Source organism: Sodalis sp. RH24 (assembly GCF_047324145.1).
GTDB lineage: Bacteria > Pseudomonadota > Gammaproteobacteria > Enterobacterales > Enterobacteriaceae > Acerihabitans.
Window position 1 is genome coordinate 4108243 of sequence record NZ_CP178729.1, and the last position, 23747, is coordinate 4131989.

Annotated in this window: 40 protein-coding genes; 37 read left to right on the top strand and 3 right to left on the bottom strand. The window is 52.8% G+C overall.

Annotated elements, in window-relative coordinates; genetic code table 11:
* Positions 1-4: 4 nt before the first annotated feature.
* The 7 genes from tusB to bfr all read left to right on the top strand — a co-directional run bounded on the left by tusB (position 5) and on the right by bfr (position 5872).
* Positions 5-292 carry a sulfurtransferase complex subunit TusB gene (gene tusB / locus ACL2XG_RS18535; RefSeq protein WP_413721561.1) on the top strand — a complete coding sequence of 96 codons (288 nt, stop codon included), beginning with the start codon at positions 5-7 and terminating at the stop codon, positions 290-292.
* Positions 293-549: 257 nt separating this feature from the next.
* A complete protein-coding gene (gene rpsL / locus ACL2XG_RS18540) occupies positions 550-924 on the top strand; it encodes a 30S ribosomal protein S12 (RefSeq protein WP_162367223.1) in 375 nt (124 codons plus the stop codon).
* 94 nt (positions 925-1018) lie between these two features.
* Entirely contained in the window at positions 1019-1489 is a 471-nt protein-coding gene (gene rpsG, locus ACL2XG_RS18545) for a 30S ribosomal protein S7 (RefSeq protein ID WP_011412093.1), read from the top strand.
* Positions 1490-1585: 96 nt separating this feature from the next.
* Positions 1586-3694: an elongation factor G gene (fusA, locus tag ACL2XG_RS18550; RefSeq protein WP_410013271.1), complete on the top strand. Its 2109-nt coding sequence runs from the start codon at positions 1586-1588 to the stop codon at positions 3692-3694.
* A gap of 71 nt (positions 3695-3765) precedes the next feature.
* Positions 3766-4950: an elongation factor Tu gene (gene tuf / locus ACL2XG_RS18555; RefSeq protein WP_410013272.1), complete on the top strand. Its 1185-nt coding sequence runs from the start codon at positions 3766-3768 to the stop codon at positions 4948-4950.
* 174 nt (positions 4951-5124) lie between these two features.
* Entirely contained in the window at positions 5125-5319 is a 195-nt protein-coding gene (bfd, locus tag ACL2XG_RS18560; protein WP_410013273.1) for a bacterioferritin-associated ferredoxin, read from the top strand.
* Between the two features lie 73 nt (positions 5320-5392).
* The gene (bfr, locus tag ACL2XG_RS18565) at positions 5393-5872 is read left to right on the top strand and encodes a bacterioferritin (protein ID WP_410013274.1); all 480 of its coding nucleotides are present in this window, start codon (positions 5393-5395) and stop codon (positions 5870-5872) included.
* Between the two features lie 141 nt (positions 5873-6013).
* On the opposite strand, the gene ACL2XG_RS18570 is transcribed toward bfr, so the two are convergent.
* Positions 6014-6757 carry a prepilin peptidase gene (locus tag ACL2XG_RS18570; protein ID WP_413721560.1) on the bottom strand — a complete coding sequence of 248 codons (744 nt, stop codon included), beginning with the start codon at positions 6755-6757 and terminating at the stop codon, positions 6014-6016.
* 346 nt (positions 6758-7103) lie between these two features.
* Here ACL2XG_RS18570 and rpsJ point away from each other — a divergent pair, with 346 nt between their 5' ends.
* The 30 genes from rpsJ to ACL2XG_RS18720 all read left to right on the top strand — a co-directional run bounded on the left by rpsJ (position 7104) and on the right by ACL2XG_RS18720 (position 21734).
* Positions 7104-7415 (top strand): 30S ribosomal protein S10, encoded by a 312-nt coding sequence (rpsJ, locus tag ACL2XG_RS18575; protein ID WP_001181005.1) that lies wholly within the window; start codon positions 7104-7106, stop codon positions 7413-7415.
* Between the two features lie 32 nt (positions 7416-7447).
* On the top strand, positions 7448-8077 hold the full coding sequence (gene rplC / locus ACL2XG_RS18580; RefSeq protein ID WP_410013276.1) for a 50S ribosomal protein L3: 630 nt from the start codon (positions 7448-7450) through the stop codon (positions 8075-8077).
* A 16-nt stretch (positions 8078-8093) separates the two neighbouring features.
* Complete coding sequence (gene rplD / locus ACL2XG_RS18585; protein WP_410013277.1) at positions 8094-8699, top strand: 50S ribosomal protein L4; 606 nt, start codon at positions 8094-8096, stop codon at positions 8697-8699.
* Entirely contained in the window at positions 8696-8998 is a 303-nt protein-coding gene (gene rplW / locus ACL2XG_RS18590) for a 50S ribosomal protein L23 (RefSeq protein WP_162368692.1), read from the top strand. The genes rplD and rplW overlap by 4 nt, the downstream gene beginning before the upstream one ends.
* 17 nt (positions 8999-9015) lie before the next feature.
* Entirely contained in the window at positions 9016-9840 is an 825-nt protein-coding gene (gene rplB, locus ACL2XG_RS18595; RefSeq protein WP_410013278.1) for a 50S ribosomal protein L2, read from the top strand.
* Positions 9841-9854: 14 nt separating this feature from the next.
* Positions 9855-10133 (top strand): 30S ribosomal protein S19, encoded by a 279-nt coding sequence (gene rpsS, locus ACL2XG_RS18600; protein ID WP_132923660.1) that lies wholly within the window; start codon positions 9855-9857, stop codon positions 10131-10133.
* A gap of 14 nt (positions 10134-10147) precedes the next feature.
* A complete protein-coding gene (gene rplV / locus ACL2XG_RS18605) occupies positions 10148-10480 on the top strand; it encodes a 50S ribosomal protein L22 (protein ID WP_011412083.1) in 333 nt (110 codons plus the stop codon).
* Positions 10481-10497: 17 nt separating this feature from the next.
* Entirely contained in the window at positions 10498-11199 is a 702-nt protein-coding gene (gene rpsC / locus ACL2XG_RS18610; protein WP_162368689.1) for a 30S ribosomal protein S3, read from the top strand.
* 12 nt (positions 11200-11211) lie between these two features.
* Entirely contained in the window at positions 11212-11622 is a 411-nt protein-coding gene (gene rplP / locus ACL2XG_RS18615; protein WP_162368688.1) for a 50S ribosomal protein L16, read from the top strand.
* Complete coding sequence (rpmC, locus tag ACL2XG_RS18620; RefSeq protein WP_410013279.1) at positions 11622-11816, top strand: 50S ribosomal protein L29; 195 nt, start codon at positions 11622-11624, stop codon at positions 11814-11816. The genes rplP and rpmC overlap by 1 nt, the downstream gene beginning before the upstream one ends.
* On the top strand, positions 11813-12067 hold the full coding sequence (gene rpsQ / locus ACL2XG_RS18625; RefSeq protein ID WP_410013280.1) for a 30S ribosomal protein S17: 255 nt from the start codon (positions 11813-11815) through the stop codon (positions 12065-12067). Before rpmC ends, rpsQ begins: the two co-directional genes overlap by 4 nt.
* 169 nt (positions 12068-12236) lie before the next feature.
* Entirely contained in the window at positions 12237-12608 is a 372-nt protein-coding gene (rplN, locus tag ACL2XG_RS18630) for a 50S ribosomal protein L14 (protein WP_132923655.1), read from the top strand.
* Between the two features lie 10 nt (positions 12609-12618).
* Positions 12619-12933 carry a 50S ribosomal protein L24 gene (gene rplX / locus ACL2XG_RS18635; RefSeq protein ID WP_162368685.1) on the top strand — a complete coding sequence of 105 codons (315 nt, stop codon included), beginning with the start codon at positions 12619-12621 and terminating at the stop codon, positions 12931-12933.
* Between the two features lie 14 nt (positions 12934-12947).
* On the top strand, positions 12948-13487 hold the full coding sequence (gene rplE, locus ACL2XG_RS18640; RefSeq protein ID WP_162368684.1) for a 50S ribosomal protein L5: 540 nt from the start codon (positions 12948-12950) through the stop codon (positions 13485-13487).
* 12 nt (positions 13488-13499) lie between these two features.
* Positions 13500-13805: a 30S ribosomal protein S14 gene (gene rpsN / locus ACL2XG_RS18645; protein ID WP_410013281.1), complete on the top strand. Its 306-nt coding sequence runs from the start codon at positions 13500-13502 to the stop codon at positions 13803-13805.
* A 33-nt stretch (positions 13806-13838) separates the two neighbouring features.
* Positions 13839-14231 (top strand): 30S ribosomal protein S8, encoded by a 393-nt coding sequence (gene rpsH, locus ACL2XG_RS18650; protein WP_410013282.1) that lies wholly within the window; start codon positions 13839-13841, stop codon positions 14229-14231.
* Between the two features lie 13 nt (positions 14232-14244).
* A complete protein-coding gene (gene rplF, locus ACL2XG_RS18655; protein ID WP_413721559.1) occupies positions 14245-14778 on the top strand; it encodes a 50S ribosomal protein L6 in 534 nt (177 codons plus the stop codon).
* Between the two features lie 9 nt (positions 14779-14787).
* Positions 14788-15141, top strand: coding sequence for a 50S ribosomal protein L18 (rplR, locus tag ACL2XG_RS18660; protein WP_162368680.1), 354 nt, complete (start codon positions 14788-14790; stop codon positions 15139-15141).
* 14 nt (positions 15142-15155) lie between these two features.
* Positions 15156-15656, top strand: a complete 501-nt coding sequence (rpsE, locus tag ACL2XG_RS18665) for a 30S ribosomal protein S5 (protein WP_162368679.1) — start codon at positions 15156-15158, stop codon at positions 15654-15656.
* Between the two features lie 6 nt (positions 15657-15662).
* Entirely contained in the window at positions 15663-15842 is a 180-nt protein-coding gene (gene rpmD / locus ACL2XG_RS18670) for a 50S ribosomal protein L30 (protein WP_162368678.1), read from the top strand.
* Positions 15843-15845: 3 nt separating this feature from the next.
* Positions 15846-16280 (top strand): 50S ribosomal protein L15, encoded by a 435-nt coding sequence (gene rplO, locus ACL2XG_RS18675; protein WP_162368677.1) that lies wholly within the window; start codon positions 15846-15848, stop codon positions 16278-16280.
* Between the two features lie 7 nt (positions 16281-16287).
* Positions 16288-17619 carry a preprotein translocase subunit SecY gene (secY, locus tag ACL2XG_RS18680; protein WP_162368676.1) on the top strand — a complete coding sequence of 444 codons (1332 nt, stop codon included), beginning with the start codon at positions 16288-16290 and terminating at the stop codon, positions 17617-17619.
* Positions 17620-17652: 33 nt separating this feature from the next.
* On the top strand, positions 17653-17766 hold the full coding sequence (gene rpmJ, locus ACL2XG_RS18685; RefSeq protein ID WP_132923644.1) for a 50S ribosomal protein L36: 114 nt from the start codon (positions 17653-17655) through the stop codon (positions 17764-17766).
* Between the two features lie 147 nt (positions 17767-17913).
* Positions 17914-18270: a 30S ribosomal protein S13 gene (gene rpsM, locus ACL2XG_RS18690; RefSeq protein WP_162368675.1), complete on the top strand. Its 357-nt coding sequence runs from the start codon at positions 17914-17916 to the stop codon at positions 18268-18270.
* 16 nt (positions 18271-18286) lie between these two features.
* Entirely contained in the window at positions 18287-18676 is a 390-nt protein-coding gene (gene rpsK, locus ACL2XG_RS18695) for a 30S ribosomal protein S11 (protein ID WP_131867908.1), read from the top strand.
* A gap of 30 nt (positions 18677-18706) precedes the next feature.
* A complete protein-coding gene (rpsD, locus tag ACL2XG_RS18700; RefSeq protein ID WP_011412065.1) occupies positions 18707-19327 on the top strand; it encodes a 30S ribosomal protein S4 in 621 nt (206 codons plus the stop codon).
* Between the two features lie 25 nt (positions 19328-19352).
* Positions 19353-20342, top strand: a complete 990-nt coding sequence (locus ACL2XG_RS18705; RefSeq protein ID WP_162368674.1) for a DNA-directed RNA polymerase subunit alpha — start codon at positions 19353-19355, stop codon at positions 20340-20342.
* A 40-nt stretch (positions 20343-20382) separates the two neighbouring features.
* Positions 20383-20778 carry a 50S ribosomal protein L17 gene (gene rplQ / locus ACL2XG_RS18710; RefSeq protein WP_132923640.1) on the top strand — a complete coding sequence of 132 codons (396 nt, stop codon included), beginning with the start codon at positions 20383-20385 and terminating at the stop codon, positions 20776-20778.
* A gap of 175 nt (positions 20779-20953) precedes the next feature.
* A complete protein-coding gene (locus ACL2XG_RS18715; RefSeq protein ID WP_410013284.1) occupies positions 20954-21331 on the top strand; it encodes a DUF1992 domain-containing protein in 378 nt (125 codons plus the stop codon).
* A gap of 148 nt (positions 21332-21479) precedes the next feature.
* Positions 21480-21734, top strand: a complete 255-nt coding sequence (locus ACL2XG_RS18720) for an alternative ribosome-rescue factor A (RefSeq protein WP_410016714.1) — start codon at positions 21480-21482, stop codon at positions 21732-21734.
* 65 nt (positions 21735-21799) lie between these two features.
* Here ACL2XG_RS18720 and mscL read toward each other — a convergent pair whose 3' ends face one another.
* Both mscL and trkA read right to left on the bottom strand, forming a co-directional pair.
* Positions 21800-22258: a large-conductance mechanosensitive channel protein MscL gene (gene mscL / locus ACL2XG_RS18725; protein ID WP_413721558.1), complete on the bottom strand. Its 459-nt coding sequence runs from the start codon at positions 22256-22258 to the stop codon at positions 21800-21802.
* 108 nt (positions 22259-22366) lie between these two features.
* Positions 22367-23743 carry a Trk system potassium transporter TrkA gene (gene trkA, locus ACL2XG_RS18730; RefSeq protein ID WP_413721557.1) on the bottom strand — a complete coding sequence of 459 codons (1377 nt, stop codon included), beginning with the start codon at positions 23741-23743 and terminating at the stop codon, positions 22367-22369.
* Positions 23744-23747 lie beyond the last annotated feature (4 nt).

Below are 23747 nucleotides of genomic sequence, written 5' to 3' on the forward strand. Positions count from 1 at the left end.
CGCCATGCTTTATACCCTTAGCCGCTCCCCTTACGCCCGCGACCTGCCGGCGCTGCTGCTTACCGCCCGCAGGGGCGACGATCTGCTGCTGATACAGGACGGCGTGATAGCCGGGCTGGCGGGGACCGTCGCGCTGGAGCGGCTTATCGCCTCGCCGCTCGGGTTGTATGCCCTTGACGCCGACGTTGCCGCCCGCGGCCTGCTTGCTCATTTTTCGGACAAAATCACCCTTATAAGCTATACTGGGTTTGTCTCGCTGACGGTAAAACAACCGCAACAAATGGCATGGTAAGCAGGGCGCTACCCTCTGAATTTCGCCTTGCGGCAAGGCGGTCAAGGGAACGCATTGCGATCAGCGTACAGCGATAAGGGAGGGGGATAAACGGACGCAGCCAATGCATCCGCCGCGCGAAAGATAGCGGGTATATTGTATATTTCTTGACACCCTCACCCGTCGGCCATAAAATTCTGCGTCCTCGTTCTTTGCCTTGCGGCTTAACGAGGCGATTTATTACGTGTTTACGAAGCAAAAACCAGGAGTTTTATCGAATGGCAACAATTAACCAGCTGGTACGCAAGCCACGCACCATGAAGGTTGCTAAAAGCAACGTTCCGGCGCTGGAAGCATGCCCGCAAAAACGTGGCGTATGTACCCGCGTATATACCACCACCCCGAAAAAACCGAACTCCGCGCTGCGTAAAGTATGCCGTGTTCGTCTGACTAACGGTTTTGAAGTCACTTCCTATATCGGCGGTGAAGGCCATAACCTGCAGGAACACTCCGTGATCCTGATCCGTGGCGGTCGTGTAAAAGACCTTCCCGGTGTGCGTTACCACACCGTTCGCGGTGCGCTCGACTGCTCAGGCGTTAAAGACCGTAAGCAGGGCCGCTCCAAATACGGCGTGAAGAAGCCCAAGTCTTAATGGTTCTCCGTTAAGTAAGGCCAAACATTTTATTATTAATGTCAAAGAACTCATTGAGTTTTGGACAATCCTGAATTAACAACGGAGTTATCCCATGCCACGTCGTCGCGTCATTGGTCAACGTAAAATCCTGCCGGATCCTAAGTTCGGATCCGAGCTGTTGGCAAAATTTGTCAATATCCTGATGGTAGATGGTAAAAAATCTACTGCCGAAGCAATTGTCTATACCGCGCTGGAGACCCTGGCTCAGCGTTCCGGTAAAGGACATCTGGAAGCTTTCGAAGTAGCTCTGGACAACGTGCGCCCGACTGTCGAAGTCAAGTCCCGTCGCGTTGGTGGTTCTACTTATCAGGTGCCAGTAGAAGTTCGTCCGGTCCGTCGTAATGCCCTGGCAATGCGTTGGATCGTTGAAGCTGCTCGTAAACGCGGTGATAAATCTATGGCCCTGCGCCTGGCGAACGAACTTTCCGATGCAGCAGAAAATAAAGGCACTGCTGTTAAGAAACGTGAAGACGTTCACCGTATGGCAGATGCCAACAAGGCGTTCGCCCACTACCGCTGGTAATTATGCCGCTGTAGTCATGCTAACCAGGTGGGCGTGCGGACAGCTCGCCCTGCCTGGGTTAGCTCGAATAGAACGCCCCAGTAATCGAGGATACAAATGGCTCGTATAACACCAATTGTGCGTTATCGTAATATCGGTATCAGTGCGCACATCGACGCCGGTAAAACCACCACCACTGAACGTATTCTGTTCTATACCGGTGTAAACCATAAAATCGGTGAAGTCCACGATGGCGCCGCCACCATGGACTGGATGGAACAGGAACAAGAGCGCGGAATTACCATTACGTCCGCGGCGACCACCTGTTTCTGGTCCGGTATGGCTAAACAGTTTGATGCCCATCGCATCAACATCATCGACACCCCGGGACACGTTGACTTCACCATCGAAGTAGAACGTTCCATGCGTGTGCTTGATGGCGCGGTCATGGTTTACTGTGCGGTAGGCGGTGTGCAACCTCAGTCCGAAACCGTGTGGCGCCAGGCCAACAAATATAAAGTTCCGCGTATCGCGTTCGTGAATAAAATGGACCGTATGGGCGCGAACTACCTGCGCGTTGTTGAACAGCTGAAAACCCGTCTGGCCGCTAACCCGGTTCCGATCCAGCTGGCCATCGGCGCCGAAGAAAAATTCACCGGTGTTGTCGATCTGGTGAAGATGAAAGCCATCAACTGGAGTGAGGCCGATCAGGGCATCAGCTTCGAATACGAAGAGATCCCGGCTGAATTACAGGAACTGGCGCAGAAGTGGCATCAACATATGGTTGAATCCGCGGCTGAAGCCAATGACGAGCTGATGGATAAATACCTCGGCGGCGAAGAACTGACCGAAGCAGAAATCAAGATGGGTCTGCGTCAACGCGTGCTGAACAACGAAATCATCCTGGTTACCTGCGGTTCTGCGTTTAAGAACAAAGGCGTACAGGCGATGCTGGATGCGGTAATCGAATACCTGCCGGCACCGACCGACGTTCAGGCCATCAACGGCGTGCTGGAAGACGGCGAGACCCATGCCGAACGCCATTCAAGCGATGACGAACCCTTTTCGGCGCTGGCGTTTAAAATCGCCACCGACCCGTTCGTGGGCAACCTGACCTTCTTCCGCGTTTATTCCGGTGTGGTTAACTCCGGCGATACCGTGCTGAACTCCGTTAAAGACAAACGTGAGCGTTTTGGCCGTATCGTGCAGATGCACGCCAACAAACGTGAAGAAATCAAGGAAGTCCGCGCCGGCGATATCGCCGCTGCGATTGGCTTGAAAGATGTGACCACCGGCGATACGCTGTGCGATCAGAGCAAGCCGATCATCCTGGAACGCATGGAGTTCCCGGAACCGGTTATCTCTGTGGCTGTAGAACCGAAAACCAAGGCCGACCAGGAAAAAATGGGTCTGGCCCTGGGCCGTCTGGCGCAGGAAGATCCGTCTTTCCGCGTCTGGACCGATGAAGAGTCCGGTCAGACCATCATCGCAGGTATGGGCGAGCTGCATCTCGAAATACTCGTCGATCGTATGCGTCGCGAGTTCAACGTTGAAGCTAACGTCGGTAAACCGCAGGTAGCGTACCGCGAAACCATCCGCAATACTGTTGAGCAAGAAGGCAAGTTTGTTCGTCAGTCCGGTGGTCGCGGTCAGTTCGGTCACATCTGGTTGCGTATCGAACCGATGGAACCAGGTGGTAAAGGCTACGAATTCCTTAATGAAATCGTCGGCGGCGTGGTTCCAAAAGAATACGTGCCCGCGGTGGATAAAGGCGTCCAGGAACAGCTGAAAAACGGCGTTCTGGCCGGATATCCGATTGTGGACGTCCGTGTTGCGGCCTTCGATGGTTCATACCACGAAGTCGACTCCTCGGAAATGGCGTTTAAAATTGCCGGTTCCATGGCGTTTAAAGAAGGCTTCATGAAAGCGAAACCAGTTCTGCTGGAACCTATCATGAAAGTTGAAGTTGAAACGCCTGAAGACTACATGGGTGACGTTATCGGTGACTTGAACCGTCGTCGCGGCATGATCGACGGCATGGAAGATACTGCGACCGGCAAGACCGTTCGTGCGCAGGTCCCCTTGTCTGAAATGTTTGGATATGCTACAGATCTGCGTTCACAGACTCAGGGCCGTGCTTCTTACTCCATGGAGTTCCTGAAGTACAATGAAGCACCGAACAATGTTGCTCAGGCCATTATCGAAGCCCGTAAAGCCGGTAAATAAGCTTTAGGGTCTACAATTAATATCCCGTGCTCTTTCCAATGGGGGAGAGCATAAGAGTAAGGAATATAGCCGTGTCTAAAGAAAAGTTCCAACGCACAAAACCGCACGTTAACGTCGGCACCATCGGTCACGTCGACCATGGTAAAACCACCCTGACCGCCGCCATCACCACCGTGCTGGCCAAAGCTTACGGCGGCAGCGCCCGTGCCTTCGATCAGATCGACAACGCACCGGAAGAAAAAGCCCGTGGTATCACCATCAACACGTCCCACGTTGAATACGATACCCCGGCCCGCCACTACGCGCACGTAGACTGCCCGGGACACGCCGACTATGTGAAAAACATGATCACCGGCGCCGCCCAGATGGATGGCGCAATCCTGGTGGTTGCCGCAACCGACGGCCCGATGCCGCAGACCCGCGAACACATCCTGCTGGCTCGCCAGGTAGGCGTTCCTTACATCATCGTCTTCATGAACAAATGCGACATGGTCGATGACGAAGAACTGCTGGAACTGGTTGAAATGGAAGTGCGCGAACTGCTGTCCCAGTACGACTTCCCAGGCGACGACACCCCGGTAATCCGTGGTTCCGCGCTGAAAGCACTGGAAGGCGACGAAGCCTGGACCTCTAAAATCATCGAACTGGCCGAAGCCCTGGATACCTACATCCCGGAACCGGTACGTGCGATTGACAAGCCGTTCCTGCTGCCTATCGAAGACGTATTCTCCATCTCCGGCCGCGGCACCGTGGTAACCGGTCGTGTGGAACGCGGCATCGTTAAAGTGGGCGAAGAAGTTGAAATCGTCGGCATCAAGGCCACCATCAAGACCACTTGTACCGGCGTTGAAATGTTCCGTAAACTGCTGGACGAAGGCCGTGCCGGTGAAAACGTCGGCGTCCTGCTGCGCGGCACCAAGCGTGACGACGTGGAACGCGGCCAGGTACTGGCTAAACCGGGTTCAATCCACCCGCATACCCAGTTCGAATCCGAAGTCTACATCCTGTCCAAGGATGAAGGCGGCCGTCATACGCCGTTCTTCAAAGGCTACCGTCCTCAGTTCTACTTCCGTACCACTGACGTGACCGGTACCATCGAACTGCCGGAAGGCGTGGAAATGGTTATGCCTGGCGACAACATCAAAATGGTTGTTAACCTGATTGCTCCGATCGCCATGGACGACGGCCTGCGTTTCGCTATTCGCGAAGGCGGCCGTACCGTTGGCGCCGGCGTGGTTGCCAAGGTTATCGCGTAAGACATTTCCGTTTTATGCAAAAAAGGGCGCCTTGGCGCCCTTTTTTTATTTGCTGCAAAAAGAAGCGGTTATTTACCGGCGACGGATATTTACAAAACAAAAATAGTTCTGCTATTGAAATGACACTCGTTCTCATTTAAATTATGCCTAATTTGATTTTAATGAGTATGAAAAATGTACGTTTGTTTGTGTAATGCGGTAAGCGATACTGCCATACGCAAGGCGGTAAGAAACTACCAACCGAAGACGTTTCAAGAACTTAAAAGTGTCGTGCCGGTGGCGAATAAATGCGGTAAATGCGCATGCAAGGCCCGGTTGGTTATGGAAGACGAATTACAGCAGTTAGTGCCGTTTGAAAAAATTGCATAATTAGTAGGGTTATTACCTTGATTTACTCTGACGCGGTTATATTCTGTACATTACCGCAACGGAGGAGTGAATTATGAAAGGCGATGACCAAATTATCACCCATCTCAATACCCTGCTTGGCAACGAGCTGGTAGCCATCAATCAGTACTTCCTGCACGCCCGTATGTTTAAGAACTGGGGGCTGATGCGTCTGAACGACATTGAATACCACGAATCCATCGATGAAATGAAGCACGCCGATCGTTATATCGAGCGTATTCTTTTCCTGGAGGGACTGCCTAACCTGCAGGATCTGGGCACACTTAACATCGGGCAAAATGTCGAGGAAATGCTGCGTTCGGATTTGAACCTGGAACTGCAGGGCGCGCAGGATCTGCGCGAAGGCATCTCTTATGCCGACAGCGTCCGGGATTATGTCACCCGCGATCTGCTGATCGAGATATTGGCGGACGAAGAGCACCATATCGATTTCCTGGAAACCGAACTGGATTTAATCAAACTGGTCGGCCTGCAGAACTATCTCCAGTCCCAGTTAAAAGATGCGGCGCAATAGGCGTCAGGCTGTTCCCCGCTAAATAATGATAAAGCAACGCCTGCGCATGATGCGACGGTTATGACCGATACGCATCGGCTCCTGGCTGCCGCGTTTCCGGCGTAACCTGGCCGCATTGTCATGTGCGGCCGGGCAGTGGCGCTAAGGGCCGATGTATATCCACCAGCCTGCCAGCGCCAGGCAGGGACCAAAGGGAATGTCTTTATCCGCCGTCCGGCGCCGCAGCCACCACGCTATCCCGGTCAGCGCCGCGCTCGCGCATAACAGCGGCAACGCTTGCCATCCCAGCCAGGCCCCCAGCCCGCTCAGCAGCTTGATATCGCCGCCGCCCAGCCCCGCGTAGCCTCTCACCCGGTAAAACACCCCGTTCAGCAGCCACAGGCCGCCGCCGCCGCACAGCGCGCCCAGCAGGCCGACATAGAGCGATTGCGGCTCGCCAAGCGGGCTTAGCAGTCCGCACAGCAGGAAGGGCAGGGTAAGCCGGTCGGGCAGCAGCAGGGTATGATAGTCAATCCAGCTCAGCGTTAATAAAAACCAGCTGAACACCAGGCCGCTCACCAGGCGTTCCGCCGGCAGGGCGGCGAACGCCGCCAGGAACGCCAGCGCGCAGCTTGCCTCGCAGCGCCGTTTCCACATCTGACGGGACAGCATTGTCCACGCGGCGCGGCGGGCCCCAGGCGCCGCGGAAGCCCGCTGGCCGGAGATCGCCGTAAGCCGGCCATACGCCAACCGTCCCCCGCCGGCGCAACCGCCGCCCGGCAGTGGCCCGCGCCGCGCCGCCGTGGCGCCTGGCAGCGCGCGGGCCCATCCGAGAATGCGCCGGGCGAGATGGCCCATGATGACGCCATACAAGAGCAGGCAGAAAACCGACAATACCGTTATCACGCGCGCCTTCCTTCCCTTATCCCGGCATCCCAGCTGGCATAAGCCTGCCTGAAATCGGCGCCGCCGCCCATTCTGCCCCTGCGGAAATGGAATGAGCGCCGGTTTCCGGCGTTTTTTACCGTATCGTCGCTTGCTTCATGAGCAAATTAACGTATAATGCGCGGGCTTGTCTCATAGACATAAGAAACAAGCCGACTCAATGAGTCCGCGCTGGCCGCGAAGGCGGTAAGCCAGCACACAACATCCCCGATATGGGGATAATACTGAATGATTACACTCCCCCATCAATCGAAATGGGTGCGAGGAGTAATTTTCTACGTTTATAAATAATTGGAGCTCTGGTCTCATGCAGAACCAAAGAATCCGTATCCGTTTGAAAGCGTTTGATCATCGTTTGATCGATCAATCAACCGCGGAAATAGTCGAGACTGCCAAACGTACCGGTGCTCAGGTACGGGGTCCGATCCCGCTGCCGACCCGCAAAGAGCGCTTTACCGTTCTGATTTCTCCGCACGTCAATAAAGATGCGCGCGATCAGTATGAGATTCGCACTCATAAGCGTCTGGTTGACATCGTTGAGCCAACCGAAAAAACCGTTGATGCTCTGATGCGTCTGGATCTGGCTGCTGGTGTTGATGTGCAGATCAGCCTGGGTTAATCAGGTCACCAAACGATTGAGAGGTTGAAACAATGAAGGGTTTAGTCGGTCGTAAAGTGGGCATGACTCGCATCTTCACTGAAGATGGCGTTTCCATCCCAGTAACCGTTATTGAAATCGAAGCCAACCGCGTAACTCAGGTTAAAGACCTGGACAACGACGGTTACCGCGCTATTCAGGTCACCACCGGCACCAAAAAAGCCAATCGTGTGACTAAGCCTGAAGCCGGTCACTTCGCTAAGGCAGGCGTTGAAGCCGGCCGTGGCCTGTGGGAATTCCGCGTCGAAGACGTTGCAGAAATCACTGCGGGTCAAAGCATCAGCGTCGAACTGTTCGCCGATGTGAAAAAAGTTGACGTTACCGGTACGTCCAAAGGTAAAGGATTTGCAGGCACTGTAAAGCGCTGGAACTTCCGTACCCAGGATGCTACCCATGGTAACTCCTTGTCCCACCGTGGTCATGGTTCAATCGGTCAGAACCAGACTCCGGGTAAGGTATTCAAGGGCAAGAAAATGGCAGGCCAGATGGGTAACGAGCGTGTAACCGTTCTAAGCCTGGACGTAGTACGTGTTGACGTTGAGCGCAACCTGCTGCTGGTCAAAGGCGCTGTCCCGGGAGCAACCGGCGGCGACCTGATCGTTAAACCGGCTGTCAAGGCGTAACGTCGAGGAGATAGGAATGGAATTGGTATTGAAAGACGCGCAAAGCGCGCTGACTGTTTCCGAAACTACCTTCGGGCGTGACTTCAACGAAGCGCTGGTACACCAGGTTGTTGTTGCTTATGCAGCAGGTGCCCGTCAAGGTACTCGCGCTCAGAAGACCCGTGCTGAAGTTACTGGTTCCGGTAAGAAACCATGGCGTCAGAAGGGTACCGGTCGCGCGCGTTCAGGTACGGTGAAGAGCCCAATCTGGCGTTCAGGTGGCGTAACATTTGCCGCCAAGCCGCAGGATCACAGCCAGAAGGTAAATAAGAAGATGTACCGTGGGGCGCTGAAAAGCATCCTGTCCGAGCTGGTACGTCAAGAACGTCTGATCGTCGTTGAGTCTTTTTCTGTCGAAGCGCCTAAAACCAAGCTGCTGGTACAGAAACTGAAAGACATGTCGCTTGCAGATGTGCTGATCATTACGAGCGAACTGGATGAAAACCTGTTCCTGGCCGCGCGCAACCTCTACAAAGTAGACGTTCGCGATGTCGCAGGTATTGACCCGGTTAGCCTGATCGCCTTCGACAAAGTCGTCATGACGGCTGACGCTGTGAAGCAAGTTGAGGAGATGCTGGCATGATTCGTGAAGAACGTTTGCTGAAAGTTTTGCGCGCGCCGCACGTTTCTGAAAAAGCGTCTGCAGCGATGGAAAAGCATAACACCATCGTACTCAAAGTAGCTAAAGACGCGACCAAAGCAGAAATTAAAGCCGCTGTGCATAAACTGTTTGAAGTCGAAGTCAATGACGTTCGCACCCTGATCGTTAAAGGGAAAACGAAGCGTCATGGACAGCGTATCGGTCGTCGTAGCGACTGGAAAAAAGCTTACGTCACCCTGAAGGAAGGCCAGAACATGGACTTCATCGGCGGCGCAGAGTAAGTCGGAGGAGAAGAACAATGGCAATTGTTAAATGTAAACCGACATCTCCGGGTCGTCGCCACGTAGTTAAAGTGGTCAACCCTGAGCTGCACAAGGGCAAGCCTTATGGCCCGTTGCTGGAAAAACTCACTAAATCCGGTGGACGTAACAACAATGGCCGTATCACTACGCGCCATATCGGTGGTGGTCATAAACAACAATACCGTGTTGTCGATTTTAAACGCGACAAAGACGGTATCCCGGCAATCGTAGAGCGCCTGGAATATGATCCGAACCGTTCTGCCAACATCGCTTTAGTGCTGTACAAAGACGGCGAACGTCGTTACGTACTGGCGCCGAAAGGCCTGAAAGCAGGTGACCAGATTCAGTCTGGCGTCGACGCCGCCATCAAGGCCGGCAACACCCTGCCGATGCGCAATATTCCGGTTGGTTCCACCGTGCATAACGTGGAAATGAAACCGGGTAAAGGCGGTCAGCTGGCGCGTTCCGCCGGTGCTTACGTTCAGATTGTTGCCCGTGACGGCGCTTATGTCACTCTGCGTCTTCGCTCCGGCGAAATGCGTAAAGTGCAGTCTGAATGCCGCGCAACCATGGGTGAAGTCGGTAACGCCGAACACATGCTGCGTGTACTGGGCAAAGCCGGTGCAAGCCGCTGGCGTGGTATTCGTCCGACCGTCCGCGGTACGGCGATGAACCCGGTGGATCACCCGCATGGTGGTGGTGAAGGTCGTAACTTTGGTAAGCACCCGGTCAGTCCGTGGGGCCTGCAGACCAAAGGTAAGAAGACCCGTAGTAATAAGCGTACCGATAAGTTCATCGTACGTCGCCGTAGTAAAAAATAATTAGAGGATAAACCATGCCACGTTCTCTCAAGAAAGGTCCATTCATAGACCTGCACTTGCTGAAGAAGGTAGAGAAAGCGGTGGAAAGCGGTGACAAGAAGCCTATACGCACTTGGTCCCGTCGTTCAACGATCTTTCCAACAATGATCGGTTTGACCATCGCTGTCCATAATGGTCGTCAGCACGTACCGGTATTTGTTTCCGACGAAATGGTCGGTCACAAACTGGGTGAATTCGCGCCGACGCGTACTTATCGCGGCCATGCGGCCGACCGTAAGGCTAAAAAACGCTAAGGTAGGAGGAAGAGATGGAAACTATCGCTCAACATCGCCACGCTCGTTCTTCTGCTCAAAAGGTACGCCTGGTGGCTGACCTTATCCGCGGTAAGAAAGTGTCGCAAGCTCTGGAAGTTTTGACCTACACCAACAAGAAAGCTGCTGGTCTGGTTAAAAAAGTACTGGAGTCTGCCATTGCTAACGCTGAACACAACGATGGCGCAGATATCGATGATCTGAAAGTCGCGAAAATATTCGTCGACGCCGGCCCAAGCATGAAGCGCATTATGCCTCGTGCAAAAGGTCGGGCGGATCGCATCTTGAAGCGCACCAGCCACATCACTGTGGTTGTGTCCGATCGCTGAGACTCTGGAGACTAGCAATGGGTCAGAAAGTACATCCTAATGGTATTCGCCTGGGTATTGTCAAACCTTGGAACTCTACCTGGTACGCGAATACCAAAGAATTCGCTGACAACCTGGACAGCGACTTTAAAGTTCGTCAATTCCTGATCAAGGAACTGGCGAAGGCTTCCGTTTCTCGCATCGTTATCGAGCGTCCGGCCAAGAGCATCCGTGTGACTATTCACACCGCTCGTCCGGGCATCGTTATCGGCAAGAAAGGTGAAGACGTTGAAAAACTGCGTAAGGTCGTTGCGGATATCGCCGGCGTGCCTGCGCAGATCAATATTGCCGAAATCCGTAAACCGGAACTGGACGCGAAGCTGGTCGCTGACAGCATATCTTCACAGCTGGAACGTCGTGTTATGTTCCGTCGTGCTATGAAGCGTGCTGTACAGAACGCCATGCGTCTGGGCGCTAAGGGTATTAAAGTTGAAGTCAGTGGTCGTCTTGGCGGCGCTGAAATCGCACGTACCGAATGGTACCGCGAAGGTCGCGTTCCGCTGCATACGCTGCGTGCGGATATCGACTACAACACCTCCGAAGCGCGCACCACTTATGGTGTCATCGGCGTAAAAGTGTGGATCTTCAAAGGTGAGATTCTGGGTGGTATGGCTGCCGTTGAACAACCGGAAAAACCGGCTGCTCAACCTAAAAAGCAGCAGCGCAAAGGCCGCAAGTAAGGAGAGTCGCTGATGTTACAACCAAAGCGTACAAAATTCCGTAAAATGCATAAGGGCCGCAACCGCGGTCTGGCTGCGGGCACGGATATTAGCTTCGGTACTTTCGGTCTGAAAGCTGTTGGCCGTGGTCGTCTGACTGCTCGTCAAATCGAAGCTGCGCGTCGTGCAATGACGCGTGCAGTTAAGCGTCAAGGTAAGATCTGGATCCGTGTATTCCCGGACAAACCGATCACCGAGAAGCCGCTTGAAGTGCGTATGGGTAAAGGTAAGGGCAACGTGGAATATTGGGTTGCCTTGATTCAACCGGGCAAAGTCCTGTATGAAATGGACGGCGTTCCGGAAGAAGTTGCCCGCGAAGCCTTCAAGCTGGCAGCAGCGAAACTGCCGATTAAAACCACCTTTGTAACTAAGACGGTGATGTAATGAAAGCAAAAGAGCTGCGTGAAAAAAGCGTTGAAGAGCTGAACACCGAGCTGTTGAACCTGTTGCGCGAGCAGTTTAACCTGCGCATGCAGGCGGCCAGTGGCCAGCTGCAACAGACACACCTGTTGTTGCAAGTGCGTCGCAATGTTGCACGCGTTAAAACGTTATTGACTGAGAAGGCGGGTGCGCAATGAGTGACAATATCCGTACTCTGCAAGGTCGCGTGATCAGCGACAAAATGGAGAAATCCATTGTCGTTGCCATCGAACGTTTTGTGAAACACCCGATTTACGGCAAATTCATCAAGCGTACGACCAAGCTGCACGTACACGACGAGAGCAATGAAAGTGGTATCGGTGACGTCGTGGAAATCCGCGAATGCCGTCCGATCTCCAAGACTAAGTCCTGGACACTTGTTCGCGTTGTAGAGAAAGCGATTCTGTAATACAGTAAGCGCGCTCCAAACAAGATAAACGGCTCAAAGCACGAGCCGTTTATTTTTTCTACCCATATCCTGAGTGCGGTGTTATAATGCTGCGCCCTGTATTATGGGGTTTTTCTTAACGACCTAATATGGGTCCTAAAGTTGTAGTTGACATTAGCGGAGCACTAACATGATCCAAGAACAGACTATGCTGAACGTGGCCGACAACTCCGGCGCGCGTCGCGTAATGTGTATCAAGGTTCTAGGTGGCTCGCACCGTCGCTACGCAGGCGTCGGCGATATCATCAAGATCACCATCAAGGAAGCAATTCCGCGTGGCAAGGTCAAAAAAGGTGATGTCCTGAAGGCGGTAGTGGTGCGCACCAAGAAGGGTGTCCGTCGCCCTGACGGTTCTGTCGTTCGCTTCGATGGTAATGCTTGTGTTTTGTTGAATAACAATAGTGAGCAACCCATCGGTACGCGTATTTTTGGGCCGGTGACTCGTGAACTGCGTACCGAAAAGTTCATGAAAATCATTTCTCTGGCACCAGAAGTACTTTAAGGAGCGAATCATGGCAGCGAAAATCCGTCGTGATGACGAAGTTATCGTGCTAACCGGCAAAGATAAAGGTAAGCGCGGTAAAGTAAAGAATGTCCTGTCTACGGGCAAGGCCATTGTTGAAGGTATCAATCTGGTTAAGAAACACCAAAAACCAGTTCCGGCTACGAACCAGCCGGGCGGCATCGTTGAACAGGAAGCGGCAATTCAGCTTTCCAACCTTGCTATCTTCAACGGTGCCTCCAACAAGGCGGACCGTGTAGGCTTTAAGATTGAAGACGGAAAAAAAGTCCGTATCTTCAAATCTAACGGCGAAACAATCAAGTAACTTGGAGTAGTACGATGGCGAAACTGCATGATTACTACAAAGACGAACTAGTCGAAAAGTTAATGAAAGAATTCGGCTATCATTCTGTCATGCAAGTCCCTCGGGTCGAGAAGATCACCCTGAACATGGGTGTTGGTGAAGCGATTGCTGATAAAAAACTGCTGGATAATGCTGCGAACGATTTAGCGGCAATTTCCGGTCAAAAACCGCTTATCACCAAGGCACGCAGATCCGTTGCGGGCTTCAAAATCCGTCAGGGCTATCCGATCGGCTGTAAAGTAACCCTGCGTGGTGAACGCATGTGGGAGTTCTTTGAGCGACTGATATCCATTGCTGTACCGCGTATTCGTGACTTCCGTGGCTTGTCCACCAAGTCGTTCGATGGTCGTGGTAACTACAGCATGGGCGTACGTGAGCAGATCATCTTCCCGGAAATCGATTATGACAAAGTCGATCGCGTTCGTGGCTTGGATATTACCATCACCACTACTGCGAAATCCGATGATGAAGGTCGTGCACTGTTGGCCGCCTTTAACTTCCCATTCCGCAAGTAAGGCAGGGTACTAATGGCTAAACAATCCATGAAAGCACGCGAAGTCAAACGCGTGAAATTAGCTGAGAAATTCTTCGCAAAGCGCGCTGAACTTAAAACCATCATCTCAAGCGTAGGTTCTTCTGATGAAGAACGTTGGGATGCGGTTCTCAAGCTGCAGACTCTGCCGCGTGATTCCAGCCCGTCTCGTCAGCGTAACCGCTGCCGCCAAACTGGTCGTCCGCATGCTTTCCTGCGGAAATTCGGGTTGAGCCGTATCAAAGTCCGTGAAACTGCCATGCGCGGTGAAATCCCGGGTCTGAGAAAGGCTAGCTGGTAATTGTCACCAATTGAATCACGGGAGTAAAGACAGATGAGCATGCAAGATCCGATCGCGGATATGCTGACCCGTATCCGTAACGGTCAAACCGCGAACAAAACAGCGGTCTCCATGCCTTCCTCCAAGCTTAAAGTGGCCATCGCCAATTTGCTGAAAGAAGAAGGCTTTATTGAAGAATTCAAAATCGAAGGCGACACCAAGCCTACGCTGGAAATCGTACTGAAGTACTTCCAGGGTAAGCCGGTTGTGGAAACCATCCAGCGTATCAGCCGTCCTGGTCTGCGTATCTATAAGAAAAAAGATGCGTTGCCGAAAGTTATGGCCGGTTTAGGTATTGCTGTTGTTTCTACCTCTAAAGGTGTCATGACTGATCGTGCGGCTCGCCAGGCTGGTCTTGGTGGCGAGATTATCTGCTACGTAGCTTAATCGGGAGGAAAACATGTCTCGTGTTGCAAAAGCACATGTCGTAGTTCCTGCCGGCGTAGAGATAAAACTCAACGGTCAGGAAATTTCGATCAAAGGTAAAAACGGCGAGCTGAGTCGTACTATCCACGACGCTGTTCATGTTAACTATGCGGACAACAACCTGACGTTTGCGCCTCGTGAAGGCGAAGCGAATGGCTGGGCCCTGGCGGGTACGACCCGTGCACTGTTGCATGCAATGATTGTCGGTGTTACTGAAGGCTTCACCAAGAAGCTGCAGCTGGTAGGCGTAGGTTATCGTGCCGCGGTAAAAGGCAATGTGGTGAATTTGGCCCTTGGCTATTCACACCCCATCGACCATGTTTTACCGGCAGGCATCACCGCTGAATGCCCGACCCAGACTGAAATCGTGCTGAAAGGCGCTGATAAGCAGGCTGTTGGGCAGATTGCGGCTGATTTGCGAGCCTATCGTCGTCCTGAGCCTTACAAAGGCAAGGGTGTCCGTTACGCCGACGAAGTCGTGCGTACCAAAGAGGCTAAGAAAAAGTAAGGTAACACTATGGATAAGAAAGCAGCTCGTATCCGTCGTGCGACCCGCGCACGCCGCAAGCTCCAAGAACTGGGCGCAACCCGCCTGGTTATACATCGTACCCCGCGCCATATTTATGCGCAGGTCATTGCCCCGAATGGTTCTGAAGTTCTGGTAGCCGCTTCTACAGTAGAAAAAGCTATCGCGGAGCAATTAAAGGGTACCGGTAATAAAGATGCCGCGACTGCTGTAGGTAAAACTATTGCAGAACGCGCTCTGGAAAAAGGCATCAAGATTGTCGCTTTTGACCGTTCCGGATTCCAATATCATGGTCGAGTCCAGGCACTGGCAGATGCTGCCCGTGAAGCTGGCCTTCAGTTCTAAGGTAGAGGTGTAAGATGGCACACACTGAGAAACAAGCTGGCGAACTGCAGGAAAAGCTTATCGCGGTAAATCGCGTTTCCAAGACCGTTAAAGGTGGCCGTATTTTTAGTTTTACCGCACTGACTGTTGTTGGTGATGGTAACGGCCGCGTAGGTTTTGGCTACGGCAAAGCACGCGAAGTTCCGGCAGCGATCCAGAAGGCGATGGAAAAAGCCCGTCGCAATATGATGAATGTCGCGCTGAACAGCGGCACCCTGCAGCATCCTGTTAAAGGTGCTCATACGGGTTCCCGTGTGTTCATGATGCCGGCTTCCCAAGGTACCGGTATTATCGCCGGTGGTGCAATGCGCGCCGTCCTGGAAGTCGCAGGGGTCCACAACGTATTAGCAAAGACCTATGGTTCCACCAACCCGATTAACGTGGTTCGTGCAACTATCGATGCCCTTGCTAACATGAAGTCCCCCGAAATGGTCGCTGCCAAGCGTGGTAAATCCGTTGAAGAAATTCTGGGGTAATTGACCATGGCACAGATGATTAAAATAACTCAGACGCGCAGTTCCATCGGTCGTCTGCCGAGACACAAGGCAACTTTGGTTGGCTTGGGCCTGCGTCGCATTGGTCACACCGTAGAGCGCGAGGATACTCCTGCTGTACGCGGTATGGTCAATTTGGTTTCCTACATGGTCAAAGTTGAGGAGTAAGAGATGCGCTTAAATACTCTGTCTCCGGCTGAGGGCTCCAAGCACGCTCCTCGGCGTGTAGGTCGCGGTATCGGTTCCGGTCTCGGTAAAACCGCAGGTCGTGGTCACAAAGGTCAGAAGTCTCGTTCTGGCGGTGGCGTACGTCGTGGGTTTGAAGGTGGCCAGATGCCTTTATACCGTCGTCTGCCCAAATTCGGCTTCACCTCGCGCAAGGCTATGGTCACGGCGGAAGTTCGCCTGTCCGAGCTGGCGCAGGTGGAAGGCGAGGTTATCGATCTCAACACGCTTAAAGCCGCTAACATTGTTGGCACCCAGATTGAATTCGCGAAAGTCATGCTTTCCGGCGAAATCAATCGCGCAGTAACCCTGCGCGGTCTGCGTGTCACCAAAGGCGCTCGTGCTGCAATCGAAGCTGCTGGCGGTACAATTGAGGAATAAGTAGCAGATGGCCAAACAACCAGGATTAGACTTTCAAAGTGCTAAAGGCGGATTAGGCGAGCTGAAACGCAGACTTTTGTTTGTTGTTGGTGCCTTGATTGTCTTCCGTATCGGCTCTTTTATTCCGATTCCTGGTATCGATGCCACTGTGCTTGCGAAATTGCTCGAACAGCAGAGAGGCACCATCATTGAAATGTTCAACATGTTCTCTGGTGGTGCGCTCAGCCGTGCTTCGATCTTCGCCTTGGGGATCATGCCGTATATTTCGGCATCGATCATTATCCAGCTGCTGACGGTTGTTCACCCGGCGCTGGCGGAGATCAAGAAAGAGGGTGAGGCTGGCCGTCGCAAGATTAGCCAGTACACCCGCTACGGCACGTTGGTATTAGGTATATTCCAGTCGATCGGTATTGCTACCGGTTTGCCGAATATGCCGGGGATGCAGGGCCTGGTGTATAATCCGGGCTTTGCGTTTTACTTTACCGCGGTGGTGAGCCTGGTCACGGGGACAATGTTCCTGATGTGGTTAGGTGAACAGATTACTGAACGAGGTATCGGCAACGGTATTTCAATCATTATCTTCGCGGGTATCGTAGCGGGCTTACCGCCGGCTATCGCCCATACCATTGAGCAAGCTCGTCAAGGCGACCTGCACTTCCTCCTGTTGCTATTGGTTGTAGTACTCGTATTTGCAGTGACGTTTTTTGTTGTTTTCGTCGAGCGTGGCCAACGGCGTATTGTCGTTAACTATGCCAAGCGTCAGCAAGGGCGTCGTGTTTATGCGGCACAGAGCACACATTTGCCGTTGAAGGTGAACATGGCCGGCGTTATACCGGCAATTTTCGCCTCCAGCATCATTCTGTTTCCGGCCACGATTGCATCATGGTTCGGCGGCGGTACCGGTTGGGGATGGCTGACAGCGATTTCACTGTATTTACAGCCTGGACAACCGCTTTATGTGTTACTCTATGCGTCTGCAATCATATTCTTCTGTTTCTTTTACACGGCATTGGTGTTTAACCCGCGCGAAACAGCAGATAACCTGAAGAAGTCCGGTGCATTTGTACCAGGCATTCGTCCGGGAGAGCAAACGGCTAAATATATTGATAAAGTAATGACCCGTCTGACCCTGGTCGGTGCGATGTACATTACGTTTATCTGCCTTATCCCGGAGTTCATGCGTGACGCAATGAAAGTTCCCTTCTATTTTGGGGGCACATCTTTATTGATTGTCGTTGTGGTGATCATGGACTTTATGGCTCAAGTGCAGACTCTGATGATGTCTAGTCAATATGAGTCCGCATTGAAGAAAGCAAACCTGAAAGGCTATAACCGCTAATCCGGCCAGCTTGAGAAGTTACGGAGAGTAAAAATGAAAGTTCGTGCTTCCGTCAAGAAGTTATGTCGTAACTGCAAAATCGTTCGTCGCCATGGCGTCGTTCGCGTAATTTGCAGCGAGCCTAAGCATAAACAACGCCAAGGCTGATAAATTCGGCATTTTTTTCTTGCAAAGTTGGGTTGAGCTGGCTAGATTAGCCAGCCAATCTTTTGTAGGTCAACGCAACATTGTTTGAGTATCCTGAAAACGGGCTTTTCAGAATGGTGTTGCCGTTTAAATTTTTAGGAGTGCATAGTGGCCCGTATAGCAGGCATTAACATTCCTGATCAAAAACATACCGTGATCGCGTTAACTTCAATCTACGGTATCGGTAAGACCCGTTCACAAAAAATTTGTGAAACCGCGGGTATTGCTGAACATGTTAAGATCAGTGAGCTGTCTGAAGAGCAGATCGACACGCTGCGTGACGCAGTTGCTAAATTTGTGGTCGAAGGTGATCTGCGCCGTGAAGTAACCCTGAGTATCAAGCGTCTTATGGACCTTGGTACCTATCGTGGTTTGCGTCATCGTCGTGGTCTTCCGGTTCGCGGTCAGCGTACCAAGACCAATGCCCGTACCCGTAAGGGTCCGCGCAAACCGATCAAGAAATAATCGGGGTGAGTAAATAATGGCTAAGGCACCTGTTCGTGCACGTAAGCGTGTTAAAAAGCAAGTTTCAGATGGCGTGGCTCATATCCATGCGTCTTTCAACAATACCATCGTTACTATTACCGATCGTCAGGGTAATGCGTTGGGTTGGGCGACGGCCGGTGGTTCCGGTTTCCGTGGTTCTCGTAAATCCACTCCTTTCGCCGCGCAGGTTGCAGCAGAACGTTGCGCTGAAGCAGTGAAAGAGTATGGCATCAAGAATCTGGAAGTTATGGTTAAAGGACCTGGTCCGGGCCGTGAGTCTACCGTTCGCGCGTTAAACGCGGCTGGTTTTCGCATCACTAATATTACTGATGTGACTCCGATTCCCCATAACGGTTGTCGTCCGCCGAAAAAGCGCCGCGTATAACGCCGCTTCTAGGTTAGTTGGAGAAAGAAAATGGCAAGATATTTGGGTCCTAAGCTCAAGCTGAGCCGTCGTGAGGGCACCGACCTATTCCTGAAGTCTGGTGTTCGTGCGATCGATTCCAAGTGTAAAATTGAACAGCCTCCTGGACAGCATGGCGCGCGTAAACCGCGTCTGTCTGACTACGGGGTGCAGTTGCGTGAAAAGCAAAAAGTCCGTCGTATCTACGGCGTTCTGGAACGTCAGTTCCGCAACTACTACAAAGAAGCAGCGCGTCTTAAAGGCAATACCGGTGAAAACCTGTTGCAGTTGCTTGAAGGTCGTCTGGACAACGTTGTTTACCGTATGGGTTTTGGCGCTACTCGCGCTGAATCACGCCAATTGGTCAGCCACAAGGCGATCATGGTAAACGGCCGTGTTGTCAACATCGCTTCTTACCAGGTTACTCCGAATGACGTTGTAAGCATCCGTGAGAAAGCGAAAAAGCAATCCCGTGTTCGTGCCTCATTGGAACTGGCTGAACAGCGTGAAAAGCCGACCTGGCTTGAAGTTGACGCTGCTAAGATGGAAGGGGTGTTCAAACGTATTCCAGAACGTACCGATCTGTCTGCGGACATTAATGAACACCTGATAGTCGAGCTTTACTCTAAGTAAGGCTTAGTACCAAAGAGAGGACACAATGCAGGGTTCTGTGACAGAGTTTCTAAAACCGCGCCTGGTAGATATCGAGCAAGTCAGTTCGACGCACGCCAAGGTGACCCTTGAACCTTTAGAGCGTGGCTTCGGCCATACCCTAGGTAACGCACTGCGCCGTATTCTGCTTTCGTCGATGCCGGGTTGCGCGGTGACCGAGGTTGAGATTGATGGTGTACTGCACGAGTACAGCACCAAAGAAGGTGTACAGGAAGACATCCTGGAGATTCTGCTCAACCTGAAAGGGCTGGCGGTGAGAGTTCAAGGTAAAGATGACGTTATCCTTACTCTGAATAAATCTGGCATTGGCCCTGTAACCGCAGCCGACATCACCCATGATGGGGATGTCGAAATCGTCAAGCCGCAGCATGTGCTGTGTCACCTGACCGATGAAAACGCATCGATTAATATGCGTATCAAAGTTCAGCGTGGTCGTGGTTACGTGCCGGCTTCTGCCCGAATTCATTCGGAAGAAGATGAGCGCCCAATTGGTCGTTTGCTGGTCGACGCATGCTATAGCCCTGTAGAGCGTATCGCCTACAATGTTGAAGCTGCACGCGTTGAACAGCGTACCGACCTGGACAAGCTGGTCATCGAAATGGAAACCAATGGCACGATCGATCCTGAAGAGGCGATCCGCCGCGCGGCAACCATCCTGGCTGAACAACTTGAAGCTTTTGTTGATTTACGTGATGTACGTCAACCAGAAGTTAAAGAAGAAAAACCAGAATTCGACCCGATCCTGCTGCGCCCAGTTGACGATCTGGAATTGACTGTCCGCTCTGCTAACTGCCTTAAGGCAGAAGCCATCCACTACATCGGTGATCTGGTACAGCGTACCGAGGTTGAGCTCCTTAAAACGCCCAACCTTGGTAAAAAATCTCTTACCGAGATTAAAGACGTGTTGGCTTCCCGTGGGTTATCTCTGGGCATGCGCCTCGAGAACTGGCCTCCGGCAAGTATTGCTGATGAATAACCCGATCACAGGGTAAGGTTTTACTGAGAAGGATAAGGTCATGCGCCATCGTAAGAGTGGTCGTCAACTGAACCGTAACAGCAGCCATCGCCAGGCTATGTTCCGTAACATGGCCGGCTCTCTGGTTCGTCACGAGATAATCAAGACGACCCTGCCAAAAGCGAAAGAGCTGCGCCGTGTTGTTGAACCGCTGATTACACTTGCCAAGACCGACAGTGTTGCAAATCGTCGTCTGGCATTCGCCCGTACTCGTGATAACGAGATCGTGGCAAAACTGTTTAACGAACTTGGCCCGCGTTTCGCGAGCCGTGCCGGTGGTTACACTCGCATTTTGAAGTGTGGTTTCCGTGCAGGTGACAATGCGCCGATGGCTTATATTGAGCTGTTAGATCGTGCTGCAGAATCCCAAGTTCCAGCGGAAGCGGTCACAGAGTAATCTGCCCCGTGTACGCGTCCAAAACCCGGCTCCGGCCGGGTTTTTTATTGCCGGTACAAAGTGCCGGCCGCCGCTGCGATGCCGGGCGTTTGTGGCGGTGCGCCGCCGGCGCTTATCATCCGCACGGCAATGCGTTATGCTCATCAATGACCTGTCTGTAGAGGGAGCGGTTGTTATGTGGTTAGTGGATGAATTGGCGGAGCGGCATATCCAGCAGGCCCAGCAAAAGGGCGAGTTTGATAACCTGCCGGGATACGGCCAGCCCCTTACGCTTGATGACGACAGCGCCGTGCCCGAAGATTTGCGGGTAGGCTACCGGCTGCTGAAAAATGCCGGTTATCTGCCGGCGGAGCTACAGGATCGCAAGGATGCGCTGCGTTTAAGCGATCTGCTGCGGGGCATAGACGCGCAGGATGCCCGTCATGAGGAAATCAGCGCGCGGCTGCGACTGCTGGAAATCAAGCTGCGGCTGGCGGGAGTCAGCACCGATTTTTTGCATCAAGGCTATCATGACCAGCTGCGGCGGCGCTTTGGCGCTGCGGCCAAAGGCTAAACCAGCCGGCAACATATTTTATTTTTCCGCTCTCGCGTTTGGTACGGTTTGCTATAATATCGCCCACAGCTTACCGGCTGGGTTTATACCGGGGGTTGGCTCTTTGCTGGTATTACTGCCGGCAAACAAATCATTTAGCGAGGATATGATGACTGAGAAATACCGCCATACCAAAGGCACTATTAACGACAATGCCATCGCGGCACTTTTGCACGATCCGCTGTTTCGCCAGCGCCGTGAGAAAAATGTGAAGGGTAAGGGCAGCTATTGTCGTAAAGGCAAAAACGCTAAGGCCCAAAACTGGGAGGCCAGTGGTAACGTCATCAAGCGTAACGTTACCACTGGCTTTCTGGTTTGCGGCGCATTCCTTATTGAACGTTGCCAGCACCGGAAGTCTGTCTAGCCTGACCCGCTATAACTCACCGCTTTGTTTTGCGCGCTTTAAACAGCACTGACTGGAATCACGTCCTAAAGCGTCGGCGGCTGCTGCGGTGGCAGCGAGGTGGAGGAGGCGGAGACCGACTGGTTCTGTTGCTTGAGCAGATCGCGGATTTCAGTCAACAGCGTTTCTTCAGCGCTCGGTTTCGGCGGCGCCGCCGGGGCTTCTTCATGCTTGCGATGCAGTCTGTTAATCAGCTTGATAACACAAAACACCGCCAGGGCGACGATCAGGAAATCGAAGACATTCTGCAGGAAAATACCGTATTGCAATACCACGGCCGGCGTATCGCCCTGCGCGGGTTTCAGCACCCACCCGAACGAGCGGAAATCCACCCCGCCAATCAATAAACCCAGCGGCGGCATTATGACGTTGGCCACCAGCGACGTGACGATTTTACCGAAGGCGGCACCAATTATTACCCCGACTGCCAGGTCCACAACATTGCCGCGCATGGCGAATTTTCTGAATTCCTGCAGGAAACTCATAGGCTTGCTCCTTCTTGGTTAATGACAAATTAAGTCTAACAAAGGATGCTGTTTTTACCAGAATCTTTAACAATTTGTGGCAATTGGGCGTGCCGGTGCGCCGGCATTTTATAAAAAGAACGGGCTGGGCTGGAATAAACGCTCGACGTCGGTAATGAATTTTTTATCGGTCAGGAACATAATTACATGGTCGCCCTGCTGGATACGGCAGTTTTTATTAGCGATGATGACATCGTCGCCCCGGACGATGGCGCCGATAATAGTGCCGGGCGGCAGTTTGATGGCATCAATGGTGCGTCCCACCACTTTTGACGTGCTTTCATCACCATGGGCGATAGCCTCGATGGCCTCGGCGACGCCGCGACGCAAGGAGGACACGCTGACGATATCCGCCTTGCGCACATGGCCCAGCAATGCCGATATGGTGGCCTGCTGCGGCGAAATAGCGATATCAATCACGCTGCCCTGCACCAGATCCACATAGGCGCGGCGTTGAATCAACACCAGGACCTTTTTAGCGCCCATGCGTTTGGCCAGCATCGCCGACATAATATTGGCTTCGTCATCGTTGGTAATGGCGATGAAGACATCGATTTGCTCGATATGCTCTTCGGCCAGCAGTTCCTGATCGGAGGCGTCGCCAAAAAATACAATAGTGTCATGCAGCAGCTCCGCCAGCTCCGCCGCCCGCTGCTGGTCGCGTTCGATAAGCTTGACGCTGTAATCTTTTTCCAGTCGCTGCGCCAGCCCCGCGCCGATATTGCCGCCGCCGACAATCATGATGCGTTTATAGGGTTTTTCCAGGCGCTGCAGCTCGCTCATTACCGCCCGGATATGGGGCGATGCGGCGACAAAAAACACTTCGTCGCCGGCCTCGATCACCGTCGATCCCTGCGGGCGAATAGGGCGATCCTGGCGGAACACGGCGGCCACGCGGGTATCGATATGCGGCATATGTTCGCGTAGGGAGGACAGGGCATTGCCCACCAGCGGCCCGCCGTAATAGGCTTTTACCGCGGCGATGCTGACTTTCCCCTGGGCAAAATTCACCACCTGCAGCGCCCCGGGGTATTCGATCAGTTTATAAATATTGTCGATCACCAATTGTTCGGGGGAAATAAGATGATCGATGGGCACCGCCTCGGGCGAAAACAGCTTGGCGGCTTCGCGGATATAATCGGCCGAACGGATGCGCGCAATACGATTGGGCGTTTTAAATAACGTATAGGCAATCTGGCAGGCGATCATATTGGTTTCATCGGAATTGGTCACCGCCACCAGCATGTCGGCATCCTCCGCGCCGGCTTCACGCAATACCCGTGGATGCGAGGCATGGCCCTGGATGGCGCGAAGATCGAATTTATCCTGTAATTGGCGGAGCTGGGCCGGGTTGGTATCGACGATGGTGATATCGTTGTTTTCGCCTACCAGGTTTTCAGCCAGGGTGCCGCCCACCTGTCCCGCCCCAAGGATTATTATTTTCATAGTC

Coding starts and splice junctions, on each gene's coding strand:
- tusB (WP_413721561.1), top strand. CDS start 5: ATGCTTTATACCCTTAGCCGCTCCCCTTACGCCCGCGACCTGCCGGCG.
- rpsL (WP_162367223.1), top strand. CDS start 550: ATGGCAACAATTAACCAGCTGGTACGCAAGCCACGCACCATGAAGGTT.
- rpsG (WP_011412093.1), top strand. CDS start 1,019: ATGCCACGTCGTCGCGTCATTGGTCAACGTAAAATCCTGCCGGATCCT.
- fusA (WP_410013271.1), top strand. CDS start 1,586: ATGGCTCGTATAACACCAATTGTGCGTTATCGTAATATCGGTATCAGT.
- bfd (WP_410013273.1), top strand. CDS start 5,125: ATGTACGTTTGTTTGTGTAATGCGGTAAGCGATACTGCCATACGCAAG.
- bfr (WP_410013274.1), top strand. CDS start 5,393: ATGAAAGGCGATGACCAAATTATCACCCATCTCAATACCCTGCTTGGC.
- rpsJ (WP_001181005.1), top strand. CDS start 7,104: ATGCAGAACCAAAGAATCCGTATCCGTTTGAAAGCGTTTGATCATCGT.
- rplC (WP_410013276.1), top strand. CDS start 7,448: ATGAAGGGTTTAGTCGGTCGTAAAGTGGGCATGACTCGCATCTTCACT.
- rplD (WP_410013277.1), top strand. CDS start 8,094: ATGGAATTGGTATTGAAAGACGCGCAAAGCGCGCTGACTGTTTCCGAA.
- rplW (WP_162368692.1), top strand. CDS start 8,696: ATGATTCGTGAAGAACGTTTGCTGAAAGTTTTGCGCGCGCCGCACGTT.
- rplB (WP_410013278.1), top strand. CDS start 9,016: ATGGCAATTGTTAAATGTAAACCGACATCTCCGGGTCGTCGCCACGTA.
- rpsS (WP_132923660.1), top strand. CDS start 9,855: ATGCCACGTTCTCTCAAGAAAGGTCCATTCATAGACCTGCACTTGCTG.
- rplV (WP_011412083.1), top strand. CDS start 10,148: ATGGAAACTATCGCTCAACATCGCCACGCTCGTTCTTCTGCTCAAAAG.
- rpsC (WP_162368689.1), top strand. CDS start 10,498: ATGGGTCAGAAAGTACATCCTAATGGTATTCGCCTGGGTATTGTCAAA.
- rplP (WP_162368688.1), top strand. CDS start 11,212: ATGTTACAACCAAAGCGTACAAAATTCCGTAAAATGCATAAGGGCCGC.
- rpmC (WP_410013279.1), top strand. CDS start 11,622: ATGAAAGCAAAAGAGCTGCGTGAAAAAAGCGTTGAAGAGCTGAACACC.
- rpsQ (WP_410013280.1), top strand. CDS start 11,813: ATGAGTGACAATATCCGTACTCTGCAAGGTCGCGTGATCAGCGACAAA.
- rplN (WP_132923655.1), top strand. CDS start 12,237: ATGATCCAAGAACAGACTATGCTGAACGTGGCCGACAACTCCGGCGCG.
- rplX (WP_162368685.1), top strand. CDS start 12,619: ATGGCAGCGAAAATCCGTCGTGATGACGAAGTTATCGTGCTAACCGGC.
- rplE (WP_162368684.1), top strand. CDS start 12,948: ATGGCGAAACTGCATGATTACTACAAAGACGAACTAGTCGAAAAGTTA.
- rpsN (WP_410013281.1), top strand. CDS start 13,500: ATGGCTAAACAATCCATGAAAGCACGCGAAGTCAAACGCGTGAAATTA.
- rpsH (WP_410013282.1), top strand. CDS start 13,839: ATGAGCATGCAAGATCCGATCGCGGATATGCTGACCCGTATCCGTAAC.
- rplF (WP_413721559.1), top strand. CDS start 14,245: ATGTCTCGTGTTGCAAAAGCACATGTCGTAGTTCCTGCCGGCGTAGAG.
- rplR (WP_162368680.1), top strand. CDS start 14,788: ATGGATAAGAAAGCAGCTCGTATCCGTCGTGCGACCCGCGCACGCCGC.
- rpsE (WP_162368679.1), top strand. CDS start 15,156: ATGGCACACACTGAGAAACAAGCTGGCGAACTGCAGGAAAAGCTTATC.
- rpmD (WP_162368678.1), top strand. CDS start 15,663: ATGGCACAGATGATTAAAATAACTCAGACGCGCAGTTCCATCGGTCGT.
- rplO (WP_162368677.1), top strand. CDS start 15,846: ATGCGCTTAAATACTCTGTCTCCGGCTGAGGGCTCCAAGCACGCTCCT.
- secY (WP_162368676.1), top strand. CDS start 16,288: ATGGCCAAACAACCAGGATTAGACTTTCAAAGTGCTAAAGGCGGATTA.
- rpmJ (WP_132923644.1), top strand. CDS start 17,653: ATGAAAGTTCGTGCTTCCGTCAAGAAGTTATGTCGTAACTGCAAAATC.
- rpsK (WP_131867908.1), top strand. CDS start 18,287: ATGGCTAAGGCACCTGTTCGTGCACGTAAGCGTGTTAAAAAGCAAGTT.
- rpsD (WP_011412065.1), top strand. CDS start 18,707: ATGGCAAGATATTTGGGTCCTAAGCTCAAGCTGAGCCGTCGTGAGGGC.
- ACL2XG_RS18705 (WP_162368674.1), top strand. CDS start 19,353: ATGCAGGGTTCTGTGACAGAGTTTCTAAAACCGCGCCTGGTAGATATC.
- rplQ (WP_132923640.1), top strand. CDS start 20,383: ATGCGCCATCGTAAGAGTGGTCGTCAACTGAACCGTAACAGCAGCCAT.
- ACL2XG_RS18715 (WP_410013284.1), top strand. CDS start 20,954: ATGTGGTTAGTGGATGAATTGGCGGAGCGGCATATCCAGCAGGCCCAG.
- ACL2XG_RS18720 (WP_410016714.1), top strand. CDS start 21,480: ATGACTGAGAAATACCGCCATACCAAAGGCACTATTAACGACAATGCC.
- mscL (WP_413721558.1), bottom strand. CDS start 22,258: ATGAGTTTCCTGCAGGAATTCAGAAAATTCGCCATGCGCGGCAATGTT.
- trkA (WP_413721557.1), bottom strand. CDS start 23,743: ATGAAAATAATAATCCTTGGGGCGGGACAGGTGGGCGGCACCCTGGCT.